10 protein-coding genes are annotated in these 15,249 nt (G+C 68.1%); 1 reads left to right on the top strand and 9 read right to left on the bottom strand.

Translation table 11 applies throughout. The features are described 5' to 3' along the window. Window positions 1-27: 27 nt before the first annotated feature. The 4 genes from pdeR to WS87_RS18960 all read right to left on the bottom strand — a co-directional run bounded on the left by pdeR (window position 28) and on the right by WS87_RS18960 (window position 8,808). The gene (gene pdeR / locus WS87_RS18975) at window positions 28-2,031 is read right to left on the bottom strand and encodes a cyclic di-GMP phosphodiesterase (protein WP_059818601.1); all 2,004 of its coding nucleotides are present in this window, start codon (window positions 2,029-2,031) and stop codon (window positions 28-30) included. 689 nt (window positions 2,032-2,720) lie between these two features. Next, complete coding sequence (locus WS87_RS18970; RefSeq protein WP_059818600.1) at window positions 2,721-6,359, bottom strand: hydantoinase B/oxoprolinase family protein; 3,639 nt, start codon at window positions 6,357-6,359, stop codon at window positions 2,721-2,723. A gap of 121 nt (window positions 6,360-6,480) precedes the next feature. Next, window positions 6,481-7,779 (bottom strand): MFS transporter, encoded by a 1,299-nt coding sequence (locus WS87_RS18965; protein WP_059818599.1) that lies wholly within the window; start codon window positions 7,777-7,779, stop codon window positions 6,481-6,483. Between the two features lie 255 nt (window positions 7,780-8,034). Beyond that, on the bottom strand, window positions 8,035-8,808 hold the full coding sequence (locus WS87_RS18960) for a putative hydro-lyase (RefSeq protein WP_059818598.1): 774 nt from the start codon (window positions 8,806-8,808) through the stop codon (window positions 8,035-8,037). 202 nt (window positions 8,809-9,010) lie between these two features. Between WS87_RS18960 and WS87_RS18950 the strand changes: the two genes are divergently transcribed. Continuing rightward, window positions 9,011-9,943 carry a LysR family transcriptional regulator gene (locus tag WS87_RS18950; protein WP_044847290.1) on the top strand — a complete coding sequence of 311 codons (933 nt, stop codon included), beginning with the start codon at window positions 9,011-9,013 and terminating at the stop codon, window positions 9,941-9,943. A gap of 62 nt (window positions 9,944-10,005) precedes the next feature. Here the strand turns inward: WS87_RS18950 and WS87_RS18945 are convergent, their stop codons facing one another. The 5 genes from WS87_RS18945 to WS87_RS18925 form a co-directional block, all read right to left on the bottom strand. Beyond that, a complete protein-coding gene (locus WS87_RS18945; RefSeq protein ID WP_059818597.1) occupies window positions 10,006-10,332 on the bottom strand; it encodes an antibiotic biosynthesis monooxygenase family protein in 327 nt (108 codons plus the stop codon). Between the two features lie 102 nt (window positions 10,333-10,434). Further along, entirely contained in the window at window positions 10,435-11,241 is an 807-nt protein-coding gene (locus WS87_RS18940) for a MetQ/NlpA family lipoprotein (protein ID WP_059818596.1), read from the bottom strand. Next, window positions 11,238-12,287: a formylglycine-generating enzyme family protein gene (locus tag WS87_RS18935; RefSeq protein WP_059818595.1), complete on the bottom strand. Its 1,050-nt coding sequence runs from the start codon at window positions 12,285-12,287 to the stop codon at window positions 11,238-11,240. The genes WS87_RS18940 and WS87_RS18935 overlap by 4 nt, the downstream gene beginning before the upstream one ends. A 10-nt stretch (window positions 12,288-12,297) precedes the next feature. After that, window positions 12,298-14,247 (bottom strand): arylsulfatase, encoded by a 1,950-nt coding sequence (locus WS87_RS18930; protein ID WP_059818594.1) that lies wholly within the window; start codon window positions 14,245-14,247, stop codon window positions 12,298-12,300. 144 nt (window positions 14,248-14,391) lie between these two features. After that, complete coding sequence (locus tag WS87_RS18925) at window positions 14,392-15,111, bottom strand: SDR family oxidoreductase (protein WP_059818593.1); 720 nt, start codon at window positions 15,109-15,111, stop codon at window positions 14,392-14,394. Between the last annotated feature and the right edge of the window lie 138 nt (window positions 15,112-15,249).

Genomic DNA, 15,249 nt, shown 5'->3' with positions numbered 1-15,249 from the left:
CCGGCGGCGCCCGTCATGCGGTGGGGCTCAGGCGATCAGCCTGAGCTTTCTCGTTTCCGCGAGCCAGGCCTCGAACGCCTGGGCCGGCATCGGCCGCGCGAAGTAGAACCCTTGCGCGTGATCGACGTTGATCTGCTTCAGGAATTCGGCTTCCGCGTGCGTCTCGACGCCTTCGGCGACCACCGAGAAACTCAGCGCCTTCGCGAGCGACACGACCGAGCGCACCAGCGCCTGCGAGCGCGGGTTGCGGTCGATGCCCGTGATGAAGGTGCGATCGAGCTTGATCGAATCGAGCGGCAGCCGCGACAGTTGCGACAGCGACGAATAGCCGGTGCCGAAATCGTCGAGGTGAATCTCCGCGCCGAGCTGGCGGAACTGCTTCATCAGTTCGTGCGCCGACTCCTCGTCCTCGATGAAGCTGCTTTCGGTGAGCTCGATGTCGACGAGGCTCGGCTTCAGCCCCGCGCCGTCGAGAATCGTCGCGAACTGGTCGACGATGTTCATGTCCTGCAACTGCCGCGCCGACACGTTCACCGCGATCCGCACGCCGAGCCCCTTCGCTTTCCACGCGGCGGCCTGCGCGGCCGCGGTGCGCATCACCCAGCGGCCGAGCGGCGCGATCAACCCCGACTCCTCCGCGAAACGGATGAACTCGATCGGCGCGACGATTCCGCGATCCGGCGACTGCCAGCGGATCAGCGCCTCGACGCTGTGCACGTCGCCGGTCGCGATGTCGATGACCGGCTGGTAATGCAGCACGAACTGCTCGTCCTCGAGCGCCTTGCGCAGGTTGGTGTCGAGCCACATGTACTTCGCGACCTTCTGGTTCATCTCCAGCGAGAACACGCGGTACGTATGCTTGCCCTCTTCCTTCGCGACGTACATCGCGGTGTCGGCGCTGCGGATCAGCGTTTCGAGCGAATCGCCATGCTGCGGATACATCGCGATGCCGATCGAGCAGCTCGTGTAGACCTCCACCAGCCCGAGGTGGATCGGCGTACGCAGCCGCTCGAGGATGATCTGCGCGGTCGCCTCGAGCAGCGGCCGCGTGCCGTGCTCGAACAGCACCAGGAATTCGTCGCCGCCGAGCCGCGCGAGCGTCGCGCCGGACGGCAGGCAGCCGCCGATGACCGCGGACACGTCCTGCAGCAGGCGGTCGCCGGTGATGTGCCCGTAGTGGTCGTTGACGCGCTTGAAGTTGTCGAGATCGAGGAACAGGATGCCGACCTGGCCGCGCACGTCGGTGCGGTCCGCGGCCAGCGCGACACGGATGCGCTCGCTGATTGCGTGACGGTTCGGCAAGCCGGTCAGCACATCGGTATTCGCGAGCTCGGTGAGCCGCTGCTGAGCGTTGCGCTCCTCGGTGACGTCGATACCCGAGCAGATCAGGAACTGCTCGTCGACGCCGCTGCCGCTCTGCACGAACTTGTTGCGGAACTGGAACAGGCGCGGGCCGTTGACCGTGTTGATGTAGCGCTCGACCGCGAACGAACGGTTGCTCGCAAAAAAGCCGGTGATGTTGGTGCGCGACTGCGCGCCCTGCTCGGGGCTCATGAACAGCTCGAACGCGCTGCGGCCGATCACGTCGACCTCGCGCTTGCCCGTCACTTCCTCGCACAGACGGTTGAAGCGCTGCACCATGCCGTTGCGGTCGAGGATCACGACGAGCGAATTCACTTCGGACACGACCTGCTCGGCGAACGCGAGCCCGTGCGCGAGGTCGCTCGCGACGGAGGCGGTATCGGAATAGGCGGAGGCCGTGCCGGCCCAATTGGCGGTATCGACCTTCCTGCCGACCAGATGGAGGCTGACCGGATCGCCGAACAGCGAGAGTTCGAGCACGAGGTGCGACGTGACGCCGGTGAGCACGCGGATCCGCGCGGCCTGCTCGCTGGTCAGTGCCACCGCGACATTGGTCAGGCCGCGGACGGCGGCCAGTTCGAGTGCATTGCTGTCGCTGCCGAGACGCCAGCATGGGCTACGCGTACCGAGATGCGCTTCGAGCACGGCGCTATCGTTTTCGTCATCCATGGACACGCCCCGATCCAGAAAAAACGCACAGTGTAGACGGAGCCGAGCCGGCCGCCGCCGATCCCCGGGCGCGCTGCAAGCGTACCCGGCGGGGCAGTCGTGATGACTGTGCCAGCGGCCCTCGTTCCGTACTTGTTCCCAACCAATGCGAACCGGCGTTCGCGCATGTCGCGCGCAGGTTTCCAAGCGAATGATGGAAGCCATCTTATCAAATGACGAAGCGGATTGGCACTCACATTTAGAACGGAGTGTCAAGGAATCGCAACTCGATTGGCACGGAGGATTTTTCGTGATTGGCGGACCGCACGCGGGCGCCCGTAACGGCCCTGAGCGGGGCCGGCGGATTCGGCGGTGCGCCTTTCCAGGCGGGCGTTTGCGGGAATCGACGGCACCCGACAGCGATCTGCCCCCGTCGGATTTCTGGCGGGGTCGGATCGTATTGGGCAGCACGCGGAATGGGGAATTTCCATTTCCATTCACGCCGGAATGCACGACTTTATTCCCATACTCGCTGCAATATCGGGCCGATTAGCGCGCGCGAATATATCGCCGCGTCGCGCAGGCATTGCGGCGGCATCTGATGGAACCGGTGCGATGACCCGGCCGCAACGCGCGAAAACCGTCCGGCGGGCACGCCGCCGCACCGCTTCCGCGCGTTGCATTGCACACATTCCGTTGCGTCGAGCCGCTCAGCCCGCCGCGCCGTAACCGCCGCCGCCCGGCGTTTCGACGACGAACACGTCGCCCGGCGCCATCTGCGCGCGGCCGACGTGCTCGAGCGTCTCGACCGTGCCGTCCGCCCGCTCGATCGTGTTGCGGCCGAGCGCGCCGGCCTCGCCGCCCGCCGCACCGAACGGCGCATGGATCCGGTTGTTCGACAGGATCGACGCGGTCATCGGCTCGAGGAAACGGATCCGCCGCACCGCGCCGTCGCCGCCGCGCCAGCGCCCGCCGCCGCCTGAACCCGTGCGCAGCCGATGCGAATCGAGCCGCACCGGGTAGCGCCACTCGAGCACCTCCGGATCGGTCAGCCGCGAGTTCGTCATGTGCGTCTGCACCGCGCCGACGCCCGCGAAACCGTCGCCCGCGCCGCTGCCGCCGGCGATGGTCTCGTAGTACTGGTAGCGATCGTTGCCGAATGTGAAGTTGTTCATCGTTCCCTGGCTCGATGCGACGCAGCCGAGCGCGCCGTACAGCGCGTTGGTGATCGCCGACGACGTCTCGACGTTGCCCGACACGACCGCCGCCGGATACTCGGGGTTCAGCATCGAGCGCGCCGGCACGATCACCGTCAGCGGCTTCAGGCAGCCGGCGTTCAACGGGATGTCGTCGCCGACCAGCGTACGGAACACGTACAGCACGGCAGCCATGCAGACGGCCTTCGGCGCGTTGAAGTTGTTGTCGAGCTGCGCGGACGTGCCGGTGAAGTCGATCTCCGCACGGCGCGCCGCGCGGTCGACGCGGATCGCGACGCGAATCTCCGCGCCGTTGTCGAGCGGATAGCGGTACGCGCCGTCCTGCAGCGCACCGATCACGCGCCGCACCGCCTCTTCCGCGTTGTCCTGCACGTGTTGCATGAACGCGAGCACGACGTCGCGGCCGAACTGCTCGACCATCCGCCGCAGTTCGTCGACGCCCTTCTGGTTCGCCGCGATCTGCGCGCGCAGGTCGGCCATGTTCTGCTCGACATTGCGCGCCGGATAGCGGCCCGATGCGAGCAGCGCGCGTGTGTCGGCATCGCGCAGCACGCCCGCCGACACGAGCTGCCAGTTGTCGATCAGCACACCTTCCTCGTCGATGTGCGTCGAATCGGGCGGCATCGAGCCCGGCGTGGTGCCGCCGATGTCTGCGTGGTGGCCGCGCGAGCCGACGTAGAACAGCGGCGTGTCCGAGCCGTCCGCGAACACCGGCGTGATGACGGTCACGTCCGGCAGGTGCGTGCCGCCGTGATACGGATCGTTCAGCATGAACACGTCGCCGTCGCGCATGCGGCCGCGGTTGCGCTCGATCACCGTGCGGATGCTCTCGCCCATCGAGCCCAGGTGCACGGGCATGTGCGGCGCGTTCGCGATCAGGTTGCCGTCGCCGTCGAAGATCGCGCACGAGAAGTCGAGCCGCTCCTTGATGTTGACCGAATACGCGGTGTTCTGCAGCCGCAGCCCCATCTGCTCGGCGATCGACATGAACAGGTTGTTGAAGATCTCGAGCCGTACCGGGTCGGCGTCGGTGCCGAGCGAGCGGCGCGTCGGCAGCGGCGTCGTGCGCGTCAGCACGAGGTTGCCCTGCGCGGTCATCCGCGCGCGCCAGCCGGGTTCGACGACGGTCGTGCCGTTCTTCTCCGCGACGATCGCGGGGCCGTCGATCGCGTCGCCGGCGAGCAGCGTGTCGCGCACGTACAGCGCCGCGTCGTGCCATTCGCCCCCGGAATAGAAACGCACGGCGCTGTGCGCGTGCGGCGCCGCGCCCTCGTCGCGCGGCTCGAGCGGTGCGATCTCGACCGGTGCATCGGAGCGGCCGATCGCCTCGACCGATGCAAGTTCGGCGACCAGCGGCGTGCCGGGCATCAGGAACGCGTAGCGTTGCCGGTACGCGGTTTCGAACGCCTGCTGCATCGCCGCGACGCTGCCGGCCGGCACGTCGAGCGCGGAATCCGTGCCCTGGTAGCGCAGGTGCACGCGGCGCTCGGTCGCGATGCGCGCCGGCGGCACGCCCTGTTCGAGCAACGCGCCGACCGCCTCGTCGGTCAGCCGGTCGAGCGCGGCATTCAGCGCCGGCAGCGATTCGTCGGACAACACGGCCTCCACCGCGCGCTCGCGCATCGCGGTCTGGTCGGCAAGCCCCATCCCGTAGGCGGACAGCACGCCCGCGAGCGGATGCGCGAACACCTGCGTCATTCCGAGCGCGTCGGCCACGCCGCACGCGTGCTGGCCGCCCGCGCCGCCGAACGTCGTCAGCACGTAGCGCGACACGTCGTGGCCGCGCTGCACCGAGATCTTCTTGATCGCGTTCGCCATGCTGCCGATCGCGATTTCCAGGAACCCTTCGGCCAGCGCCTCGGGCGTGTCGCGCCGCCCGGTCGCCGCGTGGATCTCGTCGGCGAGCGCCGCGAACTTCGCCGCCACACCGTCGCGGTCGAGCGGTTCGTCCGCGTGCGGGCCGAACACGCGCGGAAAGTGATCGGGCTGGATCTTGCCGAGCATCACGTTGCAGTCGGTCACCGTCAGCGGGCCGCCGCGCCGGTACGCGGCCGGCCCGGGGTTCGCGCCGGCCGATTCGGGCCCGACGCGCAGCCGCGCGCCGTCGAAACCGAGCACCGAGCCGCCGCCGGCCGCGACCGTATGGATGCTCATCATCGGCGCGCGCATCCGCACGCCGGCCACCTGCGTCTCGAACACGCGCTCGAATTCGCCGTTGTAGTGCGATACGTCGGTCGACGTGCCGCCCATGTCGAAGCCGATCACGCGCTCGAAGCCGGCCGCGCGCGCGGCGCGCACCATTCCGACGATGCCGCCGGCCGGGCCGGACAGGATCGCGTCCTTGCCCTGGAACGCATCGGCGCGCGTCAGGCCGCCGCTGCTCTGCATGAACTGCAGGTTCACGCCGGGCATCTCGTGCGCGACCTGCTCGACGTAGCGGCGCAGGATCGGCGACAGGTACGCGTCGACCACGGTCGTATCGCCGCGCGACACCATCTTCATCAGCGGCGACACCTCGTGCGACACCGACACCTGCGTGAAGCCGATCCGGCGCGCGAGGTCCGCCAGCGCGCGTTCGTGCGCGGTGTAGCGATAGCCGTGGATCAGCACGATGGCCAGCGCCTGCACACCCGAGTCGAACACGCGGCGCAACGCTGCTTCCGCGCGTTGCACGTCGAGCGGCACGACGATGTCGCCGTGCGCGCCGATCCGCTCGTCGATTTCGACGACGGTCTCGTACAGCGCATCGGGCAGCACGATGTCGAGATCGAACAGGCGCGGGCGGTTCTGGTATGCGATGCGCAGCACGTCGCGGAAGCCGCGCGTCGTCGCGAGCGCGGTGCGTTCGCCCTTGCGTTCGAGCAGCGCGTTGGTCGCGACCGTCGTGCCCATCTTCACCATGTCGACGCCTTCGGGCGTGATCGGCTCGCCGTCGGCGAGGCCGAGCAGGTGGCGGATGCCGGCCACGGCCGCATCGCGATACTGCTCGGGATTCTCCGACAGCAGCTTGTGCGTGACGAGCGAACCGTCGGGCCGGCGCGCGACGATGTCGGTGAAGGTGCCGCCGCGGTCGATCCAGAATTGCCAGCGCGCGGCGTCGGAGGAAACGGGGGAAGGTTGTCGGTCAGTCATGGCGATGAACTCGATGCGTCGTTGAAGCGAAGGACGAGCGCCGCCGCACGGCGCGCGTCGCGCGCCGCGTGAGGGCTTCGATGAAAAGGGAGCGGTAAAAAGGCGGCGGGCGGATGCCCGCTCAGGCGGCGTCGAGTTCGCGGCCGCGCGTTTCGGGCAGCGTCAGCGCGGCGACGATCACCACGCCGTATGCGGCGACCGCGAAGATGCCGATGCTCATGCCGAGCCCGTACTGCTTCGACAGCGCGCCGATCAGGAACGGAAACAGTGCGCCGATCGCGCGGCCGACGTTGTAGCAGAAGCCTTGGCCCGAGCCGCGCACGCGGGTCGGGAACAGTTCGGTGAGGAACGCGCCCATCCCGGAGAAGATGCCCGACGCGAAGAAACCGAGCGGGAAGCCGAGCCACAGCATCGACGCATTGGTCAGGTTCAGCGACGTGTACGAGAACGCGATCACCATCGAGCCGACTGCGAACAGGATGAAGTTCGGCTTGCGGCCGAGGCGGTCGGTCAGGTATGCGCTCGTCAGGTAGCCGACCCACGAGCCGAAGATGATCATCGCGAGATAGCCGCCGGTGCCCATCACGGTCAGGTGCCGCTCGGTCTTCAGGAACGTCGGCAGCCAGGTCGTGATCGCGTAGTAGCCGCCTTGCGCGCCGGTCGTCAGCAGCGCCGCGCGCAGCGTCGTCGACAGCAGCTTCGGCGCGAAGATTTCGGTGAGACGCGGCGCGTCGGCCACCTTCGCCTGCGTGGCCTTCTCCTTCTCGTAGACGTCGGGCTCCTTCACGTAGCGGCGGATCACGACCACCAGCAGCGCGGGCGCGAGGCCGACGAGGAACAGCGCGCGCCATGCCTGCTCGGCCGGCAGCACCGAGAACAGCAGCGCATACAGCAGCGCGGACAGCCCCCAGCCGATCGCCCAGCCCGACTGCACGAGGCCGACCGCCTTGCCGCGATCGCGCGCGCGGATCACTTCGCCGATCAGCACCGCGCCGGCCGTCCATTCGCCGCCGAAGCCGAAGCCCATCAGCGCGCGCGCCGCGAGCAGCTGGTGATAGTTCTGCGCGAGCCCGCACAATGCGGTGAACACCGCGAACCACAGCACCGTCAGCTGCAGCGTGCGCACGCGGCCGATCCGGTCGGACAGGATCCCGGCGATCCAGCCGCCGAGCGCCGACGCGAGCAGCGTCATCGTGCCGATGAAGCCGGCGTCCGCGAGCGAGATGCCCCAGGTCGCGACGAGCGTCGGGATCACGAACGACAGCATCTGCGTGTCCATTCCGTCCAGCATGTAGCCGACCTTGCAGCTCCAGAACGCGCGGCGCTCGCGCGGCTGCGCGTCCGCATACCATCCGAACAGGCCGTTGCGCGCGGGGCCCGCGGGGTCGGCGGCGGGCGCCGCGAGGGTCTTGCTTTCCATGGTGAAGCTCCTGTCGAAATGTGCGGTCGAAACCGTGCGTGTGGTGCGTGTGGTGCGTGTGGTGCGTGGTGCGTGGTGCGTGGTGCGTGGTGCGTGGTGCGTCGTGCGTCGTGCGTCGTGCGTCGTGCGTCGCGCTCGCGATCGTCGGGCCGCGGCTGCGCGCCGCCCTCCGGTCGGGCGGATCGTTTGCGGCGGCGGCGCGCCGCCGCGTCGGGGCCGGACCAGCGACCGCGCGGGCCGCCGGCGTCGGTCGGGTCAGAACACGGCCAGCGACGCGTTCGTGATGTCGGTCATCAGCATGTAGCCGGGCGTATGCGCGATCGCGAGCGGCAGCTTCGCTTCCATCAGCGCGGTTTGCGGCGTCACGCCGCACGCCCAGAACACCGGCAGCTCGTCGTCGCGCACCGTCACGGCGTCGCCGAAATCGGGGGCGCCGAGATCGGCGATGCCGAGTTCACGCGGATGGCCGATATGGACCGGCGCGCCATGCACGCCCGGAAACCGGCTCGTGATCTGCACCGCGCGGATCGCGTCGGCGCCGCGCAGCGGCCGCATCGACACGACCAGCTGCCCGCCGAAGATCCCCGCGCGGCGATTCGGAATCGACGTGCGATACATCGGCACGTTACGACCCTCCTCGATGTGGCGCAGCCCGATCCCTTCACGCGCCAGCATGTCCTCGAACGAGAACGAGCAGCCGATCGCGAACACGACGAAATCGTCGCGCCACAGCGCCTCGAGCGATTCGACCCGCTCGGTCAGGCGGCCGTCGCGGTATACGTTGTAGCTCGGCACGTCGGTGCGGATGTCGAGATCCGCGCCGAGCACGTCAAGCCGGAACGCGCCCGGTTCGCCGACGCCCAGCAGCGGGCACGCCTTCGGATTCGCCTGGCAGAAGCGCAGGAAATCGTGCGCGTACGCGTTCGGCAGGATCGCGAGGTTCGCTTGCGCGAACGGGCCGCACTGGCCGGCCGTCGGGCTGCGGAACGCGCCGTTGCGCACGGACTGGCGGAATTCGGAAGGTGTCATGACGGTCGTTGGCGGATCGGTATGTCGTTGGATGACGGTTGCGTCAGCGGATACGGCGAAGAATAGAAAAGAAAAAATTTTGTCGCCAACGAGTTTTTTTGCGTCGCGTGTATAGAATTTCTTTACACGGAACCGGGTTTTCCCCAGTCCCGTTCATTTTTTCAGCGGGGGAAGCTGCGCGCCCAACGCCTTGCCGACCGCCATGAACACGCGTTTCCTCGAAACCTTCGTCACGCTCGCGAAGCTGCGCAACTTCCGCACGACGGCCGCCGCGCTGCACGCGACGCCGGCCGCGATCTCGCAGCGCCTGAAGGCGCTCGAGGATGAATTGCAGACCGTGCTCGTCGATCGCGACAGCCGCGAATTCCGGCTCACGCCGAACGGCGAATATCTGCTCGGCTATGCGAAGGCCGTCGTCGAGGCCACGCACGAACTGCAGGCCGCCGCGGCCGGCGAAAGCGCGCTGCGCGGCAAGCTGCGGCTCGGCGTGATCGAGACGGTCGTGCACAGCTGGCTGCCGCATTACCTGCGCCGCCTCGCCGCCGACTATCCGCAGCTGGAGATCGACCTGACCGTCGACGTCAGCGTCGTGCTGCAGCGCCGGCTGATGGCCGGCGAGCTCGATCTGATCATCCGCGTGGAGGGCAGCGACGAGGCATCGGTCGTCTGCGACGCGCTCGCGAACTATCCGGTGCGCTGGATCGCGCGCGCCGGGCTGCTCCCGACCGCGCGCACGGGGCTCGCGCGGCAGGTGCTGCGCCAGCCGATCCTGACTTACGGGCGCGGCACCGCGCCCCACCGTGCGCTCGAGGACATCGTGCGCACGCTCGCGCACGCGCATGGCGTGCCGCTGTCGGAGACGCGCATCACCGGCTCGCCGTCGATCTCGGTGATCGTACAGCTCGTGCGCGACGGCTTCGGCGTGGCGGCGATTCCGGTGCTGTTCGTCGATGCGTTGATCGCCAGCGGCGAGGTCGTCGAGCTGCCGCTGCAGCCGTCGCCGCCGTCGATCGTCGTGTCGATGTCGCGGCGGGCGGATGCGCCGAAATTCGTGCACGGCGCGTCGATCGCGGCGCGGGCTGCGTGTCACGAGTATTGCGAGAAGAGCAACCGGTTGCTGGTCGAGGCGCTTTGAGGTGGTGTGGGGATGCCGGGCGGATCACGCACGGCGCCTGAAGCGCCCGTTCGGCGATCAGCTTACGCCGGCTGCCCCGCACGCGACAGCGCGAGCTTGCCGTCGCCATACTCGCGCAACACCTGCGAGATCACCACGCGATAGCCGTCCAGCCAGCGCGCCTGCTTCGCCTTCGCTTCCAGATGCGCGGGATGCCGAATCAACTGCTGCAGCGCCGCCTCCGATTCCCAGTAGTAAACGTTCTGGATCAGCCCCGCCTCGGTGTTCTCCCACGTCTCCTCGCCGAGGTAGCCGGGCGTCGCGCGCGCCATGTCGGCGATCTGGCGGTCGAGCCGGTGAAACTCGTCGTCGTATTTCCCTGCGCGGAAAATGAAGGTCGAGGCGTACATGCGCGCTCCATCGGAGACGGTTGAAAGAGCGGCAAGTGTAAGGCACGCAGTGCGCACCATTGCAGCAGCGTCCGCACGCATCGCACGCGAGACGATAGCCGTCTACCACGGCCGTCGCACCGAGTCCTGATAGCGCGTCAGAATGTAATGTGCGACGTCGTCCGAGTGATACGCGGCGACGAGTTGCGCGACCCACGGCTTCGCGCGGTCGGTGTCGCGCACGGTCAGCACGTTCGCATACGGCGAGCGTGCATCCTCGAGATTGATGCTGTCGCGCGCCGGCTGCAGCCCCGCGCGCGCGGCGTCCTCGCTGTCCATCGCGACGAACACGGCCGAGTCGAGCGCCGCATGCAGCCGGTCACGGCGCAGGGCCACGAATTTCAGCGCAAGCCGGTTGCCCGTCACGTCGCGCAGCGTCGCATGCAGGCCGGCCTTTTCGCGCAGCGTCACCAGCGTGTCGTTCTGCAGCAGCACGAGCGCACGTGCCATCCCGCGCGGATCGGCCGGGATCGCAACCGTCGCACCGGGCTGCAAATCGTTCAGATTCCTTAGCTTGAGCGAATAGAGTGCCATCGGCAACGTGACGGTCGGCGCGACAGCGGTCAGTGCATAGCCTTTCGCCGTGCGCGTCGCGGCAAGGCGCTGCGCGTCCTCGAAGCTGGCCGCGTCGATCGTGCCGTCCGCGAGCGCGGCATCGACGCGCGACGCGTCGTCGAATTCGACGACGTCGACACCCAGCCCGCGCCTGGCCGCGACGCGTTTCACCTCGTCGAGGATGTCCGCGTGCACGCCGCGCGTCACGCCGACACGTACCGCCGGCGCGGCGGATTCGGCGGCGGCCCCGGCCGGATGAGCGAGGCCGCACGCAACGGCCAGCGACACCGCAAAGACACGCAGTGCCTGCTTCATGACGCATCCCTCAGAATCGTGCGGAACCCGATATGCGACGCGCCGAGATCGGCTTCCTGCTGTTCACGCGACGACGCGCGATAGCGCACGCAGTAATCGCGCGAGCACAGGAACGAACCACCCTTGATCACCATCGGCGTGTCGTGCCGCCGCGTCGGCGGCGCGACGGCCGCCGTGTCGCCGTTCGTGTGCGACTGATGCGGGCCCGTGTATGCGTCCTTGGTCCATTCCCATGCGTTGCCGATCATGTCGTACAGGCGGAAGCCGTTCGCCGCGTAGCAGCCCACGGGCGCCAGCCCCGCGTGGCCGTCCTCGGCCGTATCGAGCACCGGAAACGCGCCCTGCCAGTAATTCGCGGCCGGCTTGCCCTGCGCGTCGCGCGGCGCCGCGTCGAGCGATACGTCGTCGCGACCGGCCTTGCCCGCATATTCCCATTCGGCTTCGGTCGGCAGATCGCGGCCGAGCCAGCGCGCATACGCGAGCGCGTCGCGCTGCGTGACAAGCGTGACGGGCAGGTTGCCGAGCCCGGCGACGCCGCTGCCGGGGCCGCGCGGCTGCCGCCACGATGCGCCCTTCACCCACGTCCACCACGCGAGGTCGCGCGCGTTCAACTCGTCGCGCGTCGGCACATGAAACACCGCCGCGCCGCCTTGCTGCTCGGCCTCGGTCACGTAGCCGGTCGCCTGCACGAACGCGGCGAACTGCGCGATCGTCACGTCGGTCTGGTCGATCCAGAAGCCGCCGACACGCGTCTTGCCGTCACTAGCCGGACGCTCGTCCGCATAGCCGCGCGTGCTGCCGAACACGAACGCGCCGCCGCTCAGGTGCACCATCCCGGCCTTCGGGTCGTCGCGCCACTTCGCCGGCAACCCCGAGTAGCGCTCGCACTGCCGTTCGGAGCCGAGCGGCGCGAGCGGACGGCCGCGATTCGCGTCGTCGAAGGCGCCGCCGGGCGACGCCGACGGGCTCGCATAGCCGACGGCGAACGCAGCCGCGAACAGCGTGGCCGCGAGCGCCGCGCCGAGTGTCCGGAAGCGGAACCGCATCGTGTCGCCCTCAGTAGTAACCGCGCGGACGCAGCGGCTCCACCCCGCCGACGTTGCTCATGTAGGTCTTCCACTGGTCGACGAGCGTGCTGATCACCGACGGGTTTTGCGCGGACACGTCGGTCGTCTCGCCGCGGTCCGCCGCGAGGTCGTACAGCTGCCAGTGGCCATCGAGCGGCCCAAGCGGCGGCTCGGTCCACAACGCCTTCCAGCGGCCGTCGGCGCTGCGCAGGTACGCGCGGCCGTACGCTTCGTCGCCGAACGGCGTCGTATGCACTTCGCCCGTCGCCGAGCCGGTGAGCACCGGCAGCAGCGACTGCCCCGTCACCGGATAGACGTAGCGGTTGTTGTAGACGACCTTGCCCTTGTTCTGATCGACGCCCGTCAACGTGTTCACGAGCGGCGGCGCCGGCTGCGACGGCGGCGTGACGCCCGCGACCGCGAGGAAGGTCGCCGTGTTGTCGGTCACGTGCGTGAACGCACGCAGCGTCGGCAACTGCCGCGTCTGCCCCGGCAGACGCACGATCGTCGGCGTCGACACGCCGCCTTCGGCCGAATAGCCCTTCGTGAGCCGGAACGGCGTCGCGCTCACTTCGGCCCAGCGCAAGCCGTATTGCAGCCGTTGCGCGTTCTGCTTGCCGTTGTCGGTGCCGAGCGTCGAATAGACCGGGTCCTGCCCGTTCGCGGTGTCGGTCGCCGTCGGGTCCGCGCCGGAGTCGATCGGCCAGCCTTCCGCGCCGTTGTCCGACTGGAACATGATGAACGTGTTGTCGTATTCGCCGATATCCTTCAAGTGCTGGATCAAGAGGCCGATGTTGTAGTCGAGGTTCTCGACCATCCCCGCATAGATCTCCATGTAGCGCGCCTGCGCACGGCGCTCGGCTGGGCTCAGGCTCGCCCACAGCTTGTCGACCTTGCCGGTGCCGTAGTCGCTGTAGCCGTCGGCGGCCGAATGCACGGCGCTGATGTACTTCGCGTTCGCGGTGCCGTTGTTCGCCGTGGCCGGCGATGCCGACGTCGTTTCCGGAAGGCCGTCAAATGGCTTGAAGTCGGTCGGGATCAGCCCGAGCGCCTTCTGTCGCGCGATCCGCGCGTTGCGGATCGCGTCGTAGCCGGCGTCGTATACGCCCGCATATTTGTGCAGCCACGGGTCCGGTACCTGCAGCGGCCAGTGCGGCGACGTGTAGGCCGCGTACGCGAAGAACGGCTTGCCGTCCCGCTTGTTCGAATCGATGTACGAGATCAGCTTCTGCGTATAGAAGTCGGTCGAATAGAACACGGCCGGACTGCCGCCCGCGCCGCCCGGTTGTCCGGGCTGGCCCGGCTGCACGTAGCTGCCGTCTTCCGTGTAGTTCGACGAGCCGGCCGGTTCGTGCGCGAAGTGGTTCGTCGCCGCGCCGGCGAGCAGCACGTAGCTGCGCTCGAAGCCCCACTGGTCCGGCGTCTGTCCGCTGCCCGTCGCGCTGCCGACGATCCCCGAACCGATGTGCCACTTGCCCGCGATATAAGTGTGATAGCCGGCGTCCTTCAGCAGTTGTGCGAACGATAGCGCGCGATCGTTCAGGTAGCCCTCGTAGCCCGGCAACCCGCGCCGCTCGTCGGTCGGCACGCCCATCGTGCCTTCGCCGACGAGGTGGTGATCGGTACCGGAAATCAGCATCGCGCGCGTGATCGCGCATACGGTGCCCGTGTGGTGGTTCGACAGAATGCGGCCCGACGCGACGAGCGCGTCAAGGTTCGGTGTACTGATCTCGCCGCCAAATGCATGGATGTCGGAATAGCCGAGATCGTCGGCCATGATGTACAGAATGTTCGGGCGCTTGGCCGCGGGCGTCGCATTGGCCTGCGGCGGCAGATCGCTGTCGACGCCGCCGCACGATGCGAGCGACAGCGCGCCAGCGATCGCGGCGCAAACGACACGGAAACGGAAGGCATGCAACGGCGACGCGGATTTTTTCATTTTGTCGAACGCACGATCTACGGATCGGCGATCTTAGCGTCGCCCGCTCGGCATCCAAAGTCGGATTCGTCACATGCTAACGGGAACGGAGAATATGCACGCCGGTCCTTGTTTTACGGCTCGCGCCGCACTGCTTGCGTTGCGTCAGCTTCGCCCGCCGAGGCTGCCGCCGCCGTCCACCGCGAGCACCTGCCCCGTGACGAACGCCGCATCGTCGGACAGCAGGAACGCGATCGCCGCGGCTACATCGTGCGGCGTGCCGAGGCGACGGGCGGGAATCGTCGCGAGTACCTTCCGCTCCGCGTCGCTCCCGACCGGACGCGTCTGGCGAAACAGTTCCGTCTCGATCGGGCCCGGCGCAACCGCGTTGACCGTCACGCCATGTTCGGCCAGTTCCAGCGCCCACGTGCGCGTGCAGCCGACGAGCGCGCTCTTCGCGGCCGAGTATGCGGTGCGATCGAGACTGCCGAAGATCGCCCGGCTGCATACGTTGACGATGCGGCCATGGCCGCGTGCCTTCATCGCGTCGGCGAAATGCTGCGTGACCTGGATCGCCGCGCGCACGTTCAGGTCGAACACCGCCTGCAGCGATGCGAAATCGACTTTGCCGAGCGGCTGCGGCAACGCGATGCCCGCATTGTTCACGATGCCGTCGATCTCGCTCGACGCGCCGATACGGGCGAGCGTCGCAGCCGTCTGTTCGATGTCGGCGAGATCGCATGCGATCAGTTCGCCGGGAAAGTCGATGTCTTGCGCATGGCGCGCGAGACCGATGACGCGATGGCCGCGCTGCGCGAGCAGCGTGCTGGTGGCCAGGCCGATGCCGCGCGATGCGCCGGTAACGAGATAGGTGCGGGATGACATGATTCGTGCCTCTGACGAAATAATCGAAGACGGCGCGATGCGCGCGCTCGCGCGGCGCATTCACGATCCGCACCGATTGTGCGTCAGGTGGAGAAAACGCGTACGGTCGCCGTCGTTTGCGTCGACGACTCGATCGCG

The organism is Burkholderia sp. MSMB0856 (assembly GCF_001524645.2).
Classification (GTDB): domain Bacteria; phylum Pseudomonadota; class Gammaproteobacteria; order Burkholderiales; family Burkholderiaceae; genus Burkholderia; species Burkholderia diffusa.
This window is presented reverse-complemented; position numbering and strand designations above follow the sequence as displayed.

What these genes read in the sequence shown, in the direction of transcription:
- pdeR (WP_059818601.1), bottom strand. Translation starts at nt 2,031, where the DNA reads ATGGATGACGAAAACGATAGCGCCGTGCTCGAAGCGCATCTCGGTACG.
- WS87_RS18970 (WP_059818600.1), bottom strand. Translation starts at nt 6,359, where the DNA reads ATGACTGACCGACAACCTTCCCCCGTTTCCTCCGACGCCGCGCGCTGG.
- WS87_RS18965 (WP_059818599.1), bottom strand. Translation starts at nt 7,779, where the DNA reads ATGGAAAGCAAGACCCTCGCGGCGCCCGCCGCCGACCCCGCGGGCCCC.
- WS87_RS18960 (WP_059818598.1), bottom strand. Translation starts at nt 8,808, where the DNA reads ATGACACCTTCCGAATTCCGCCAGTCCGTGCGCAACGGCGCGTTCCGC.
- WS87_RS18950 (WP_044847290.1), top strand. Translation starts at nt 9,011, where the DNA reads ATGAACACGCGTTTCCTCGAAACCTTCGTCACGCTCGCGAAGCTGCGC.
- WS87_RS18945 (WP_059818597.1), bottom strand. Translation starts at nt 10,332, where the DNA reads ATGTACGCCTCGACCTTCATTTTCCGCGCAGGGAAATACGACGACGAG.
- WS87_RS18940 (WP_059818596.1), bottom strand. Translation starts at nt 11,241, where the DNA reads ATGAAGCAGGCACTGCGTGTCTTTGCGGTGTCGCTGGCCGTTGCGTGC.
- WS87_RS18935 (WP_059818595.1), bottom strand. Translation starts at nt 12,287, where the DNA reads ATGCGGTTCCGCTTCCGGACACTCGGCGCGGCGCTCGCGGCCACGCTG.
- WS87_RS18930 (WP_059818594.1), bottom strand. Translation starts at nt 14,247, where the DNA reads ATGAAAAAATCCGCGTCGCCGTTGCATGCCTTCCGTTTCCGTGTCGTT.
- WS87_RS18925 (WP_059818593.1), bottom strand. Translation starts at nt 15,111, where the DNA reads ATGTCATCCCGCACCTATCTCGTTACCGGCGCATCGCGCGGCATCGGC.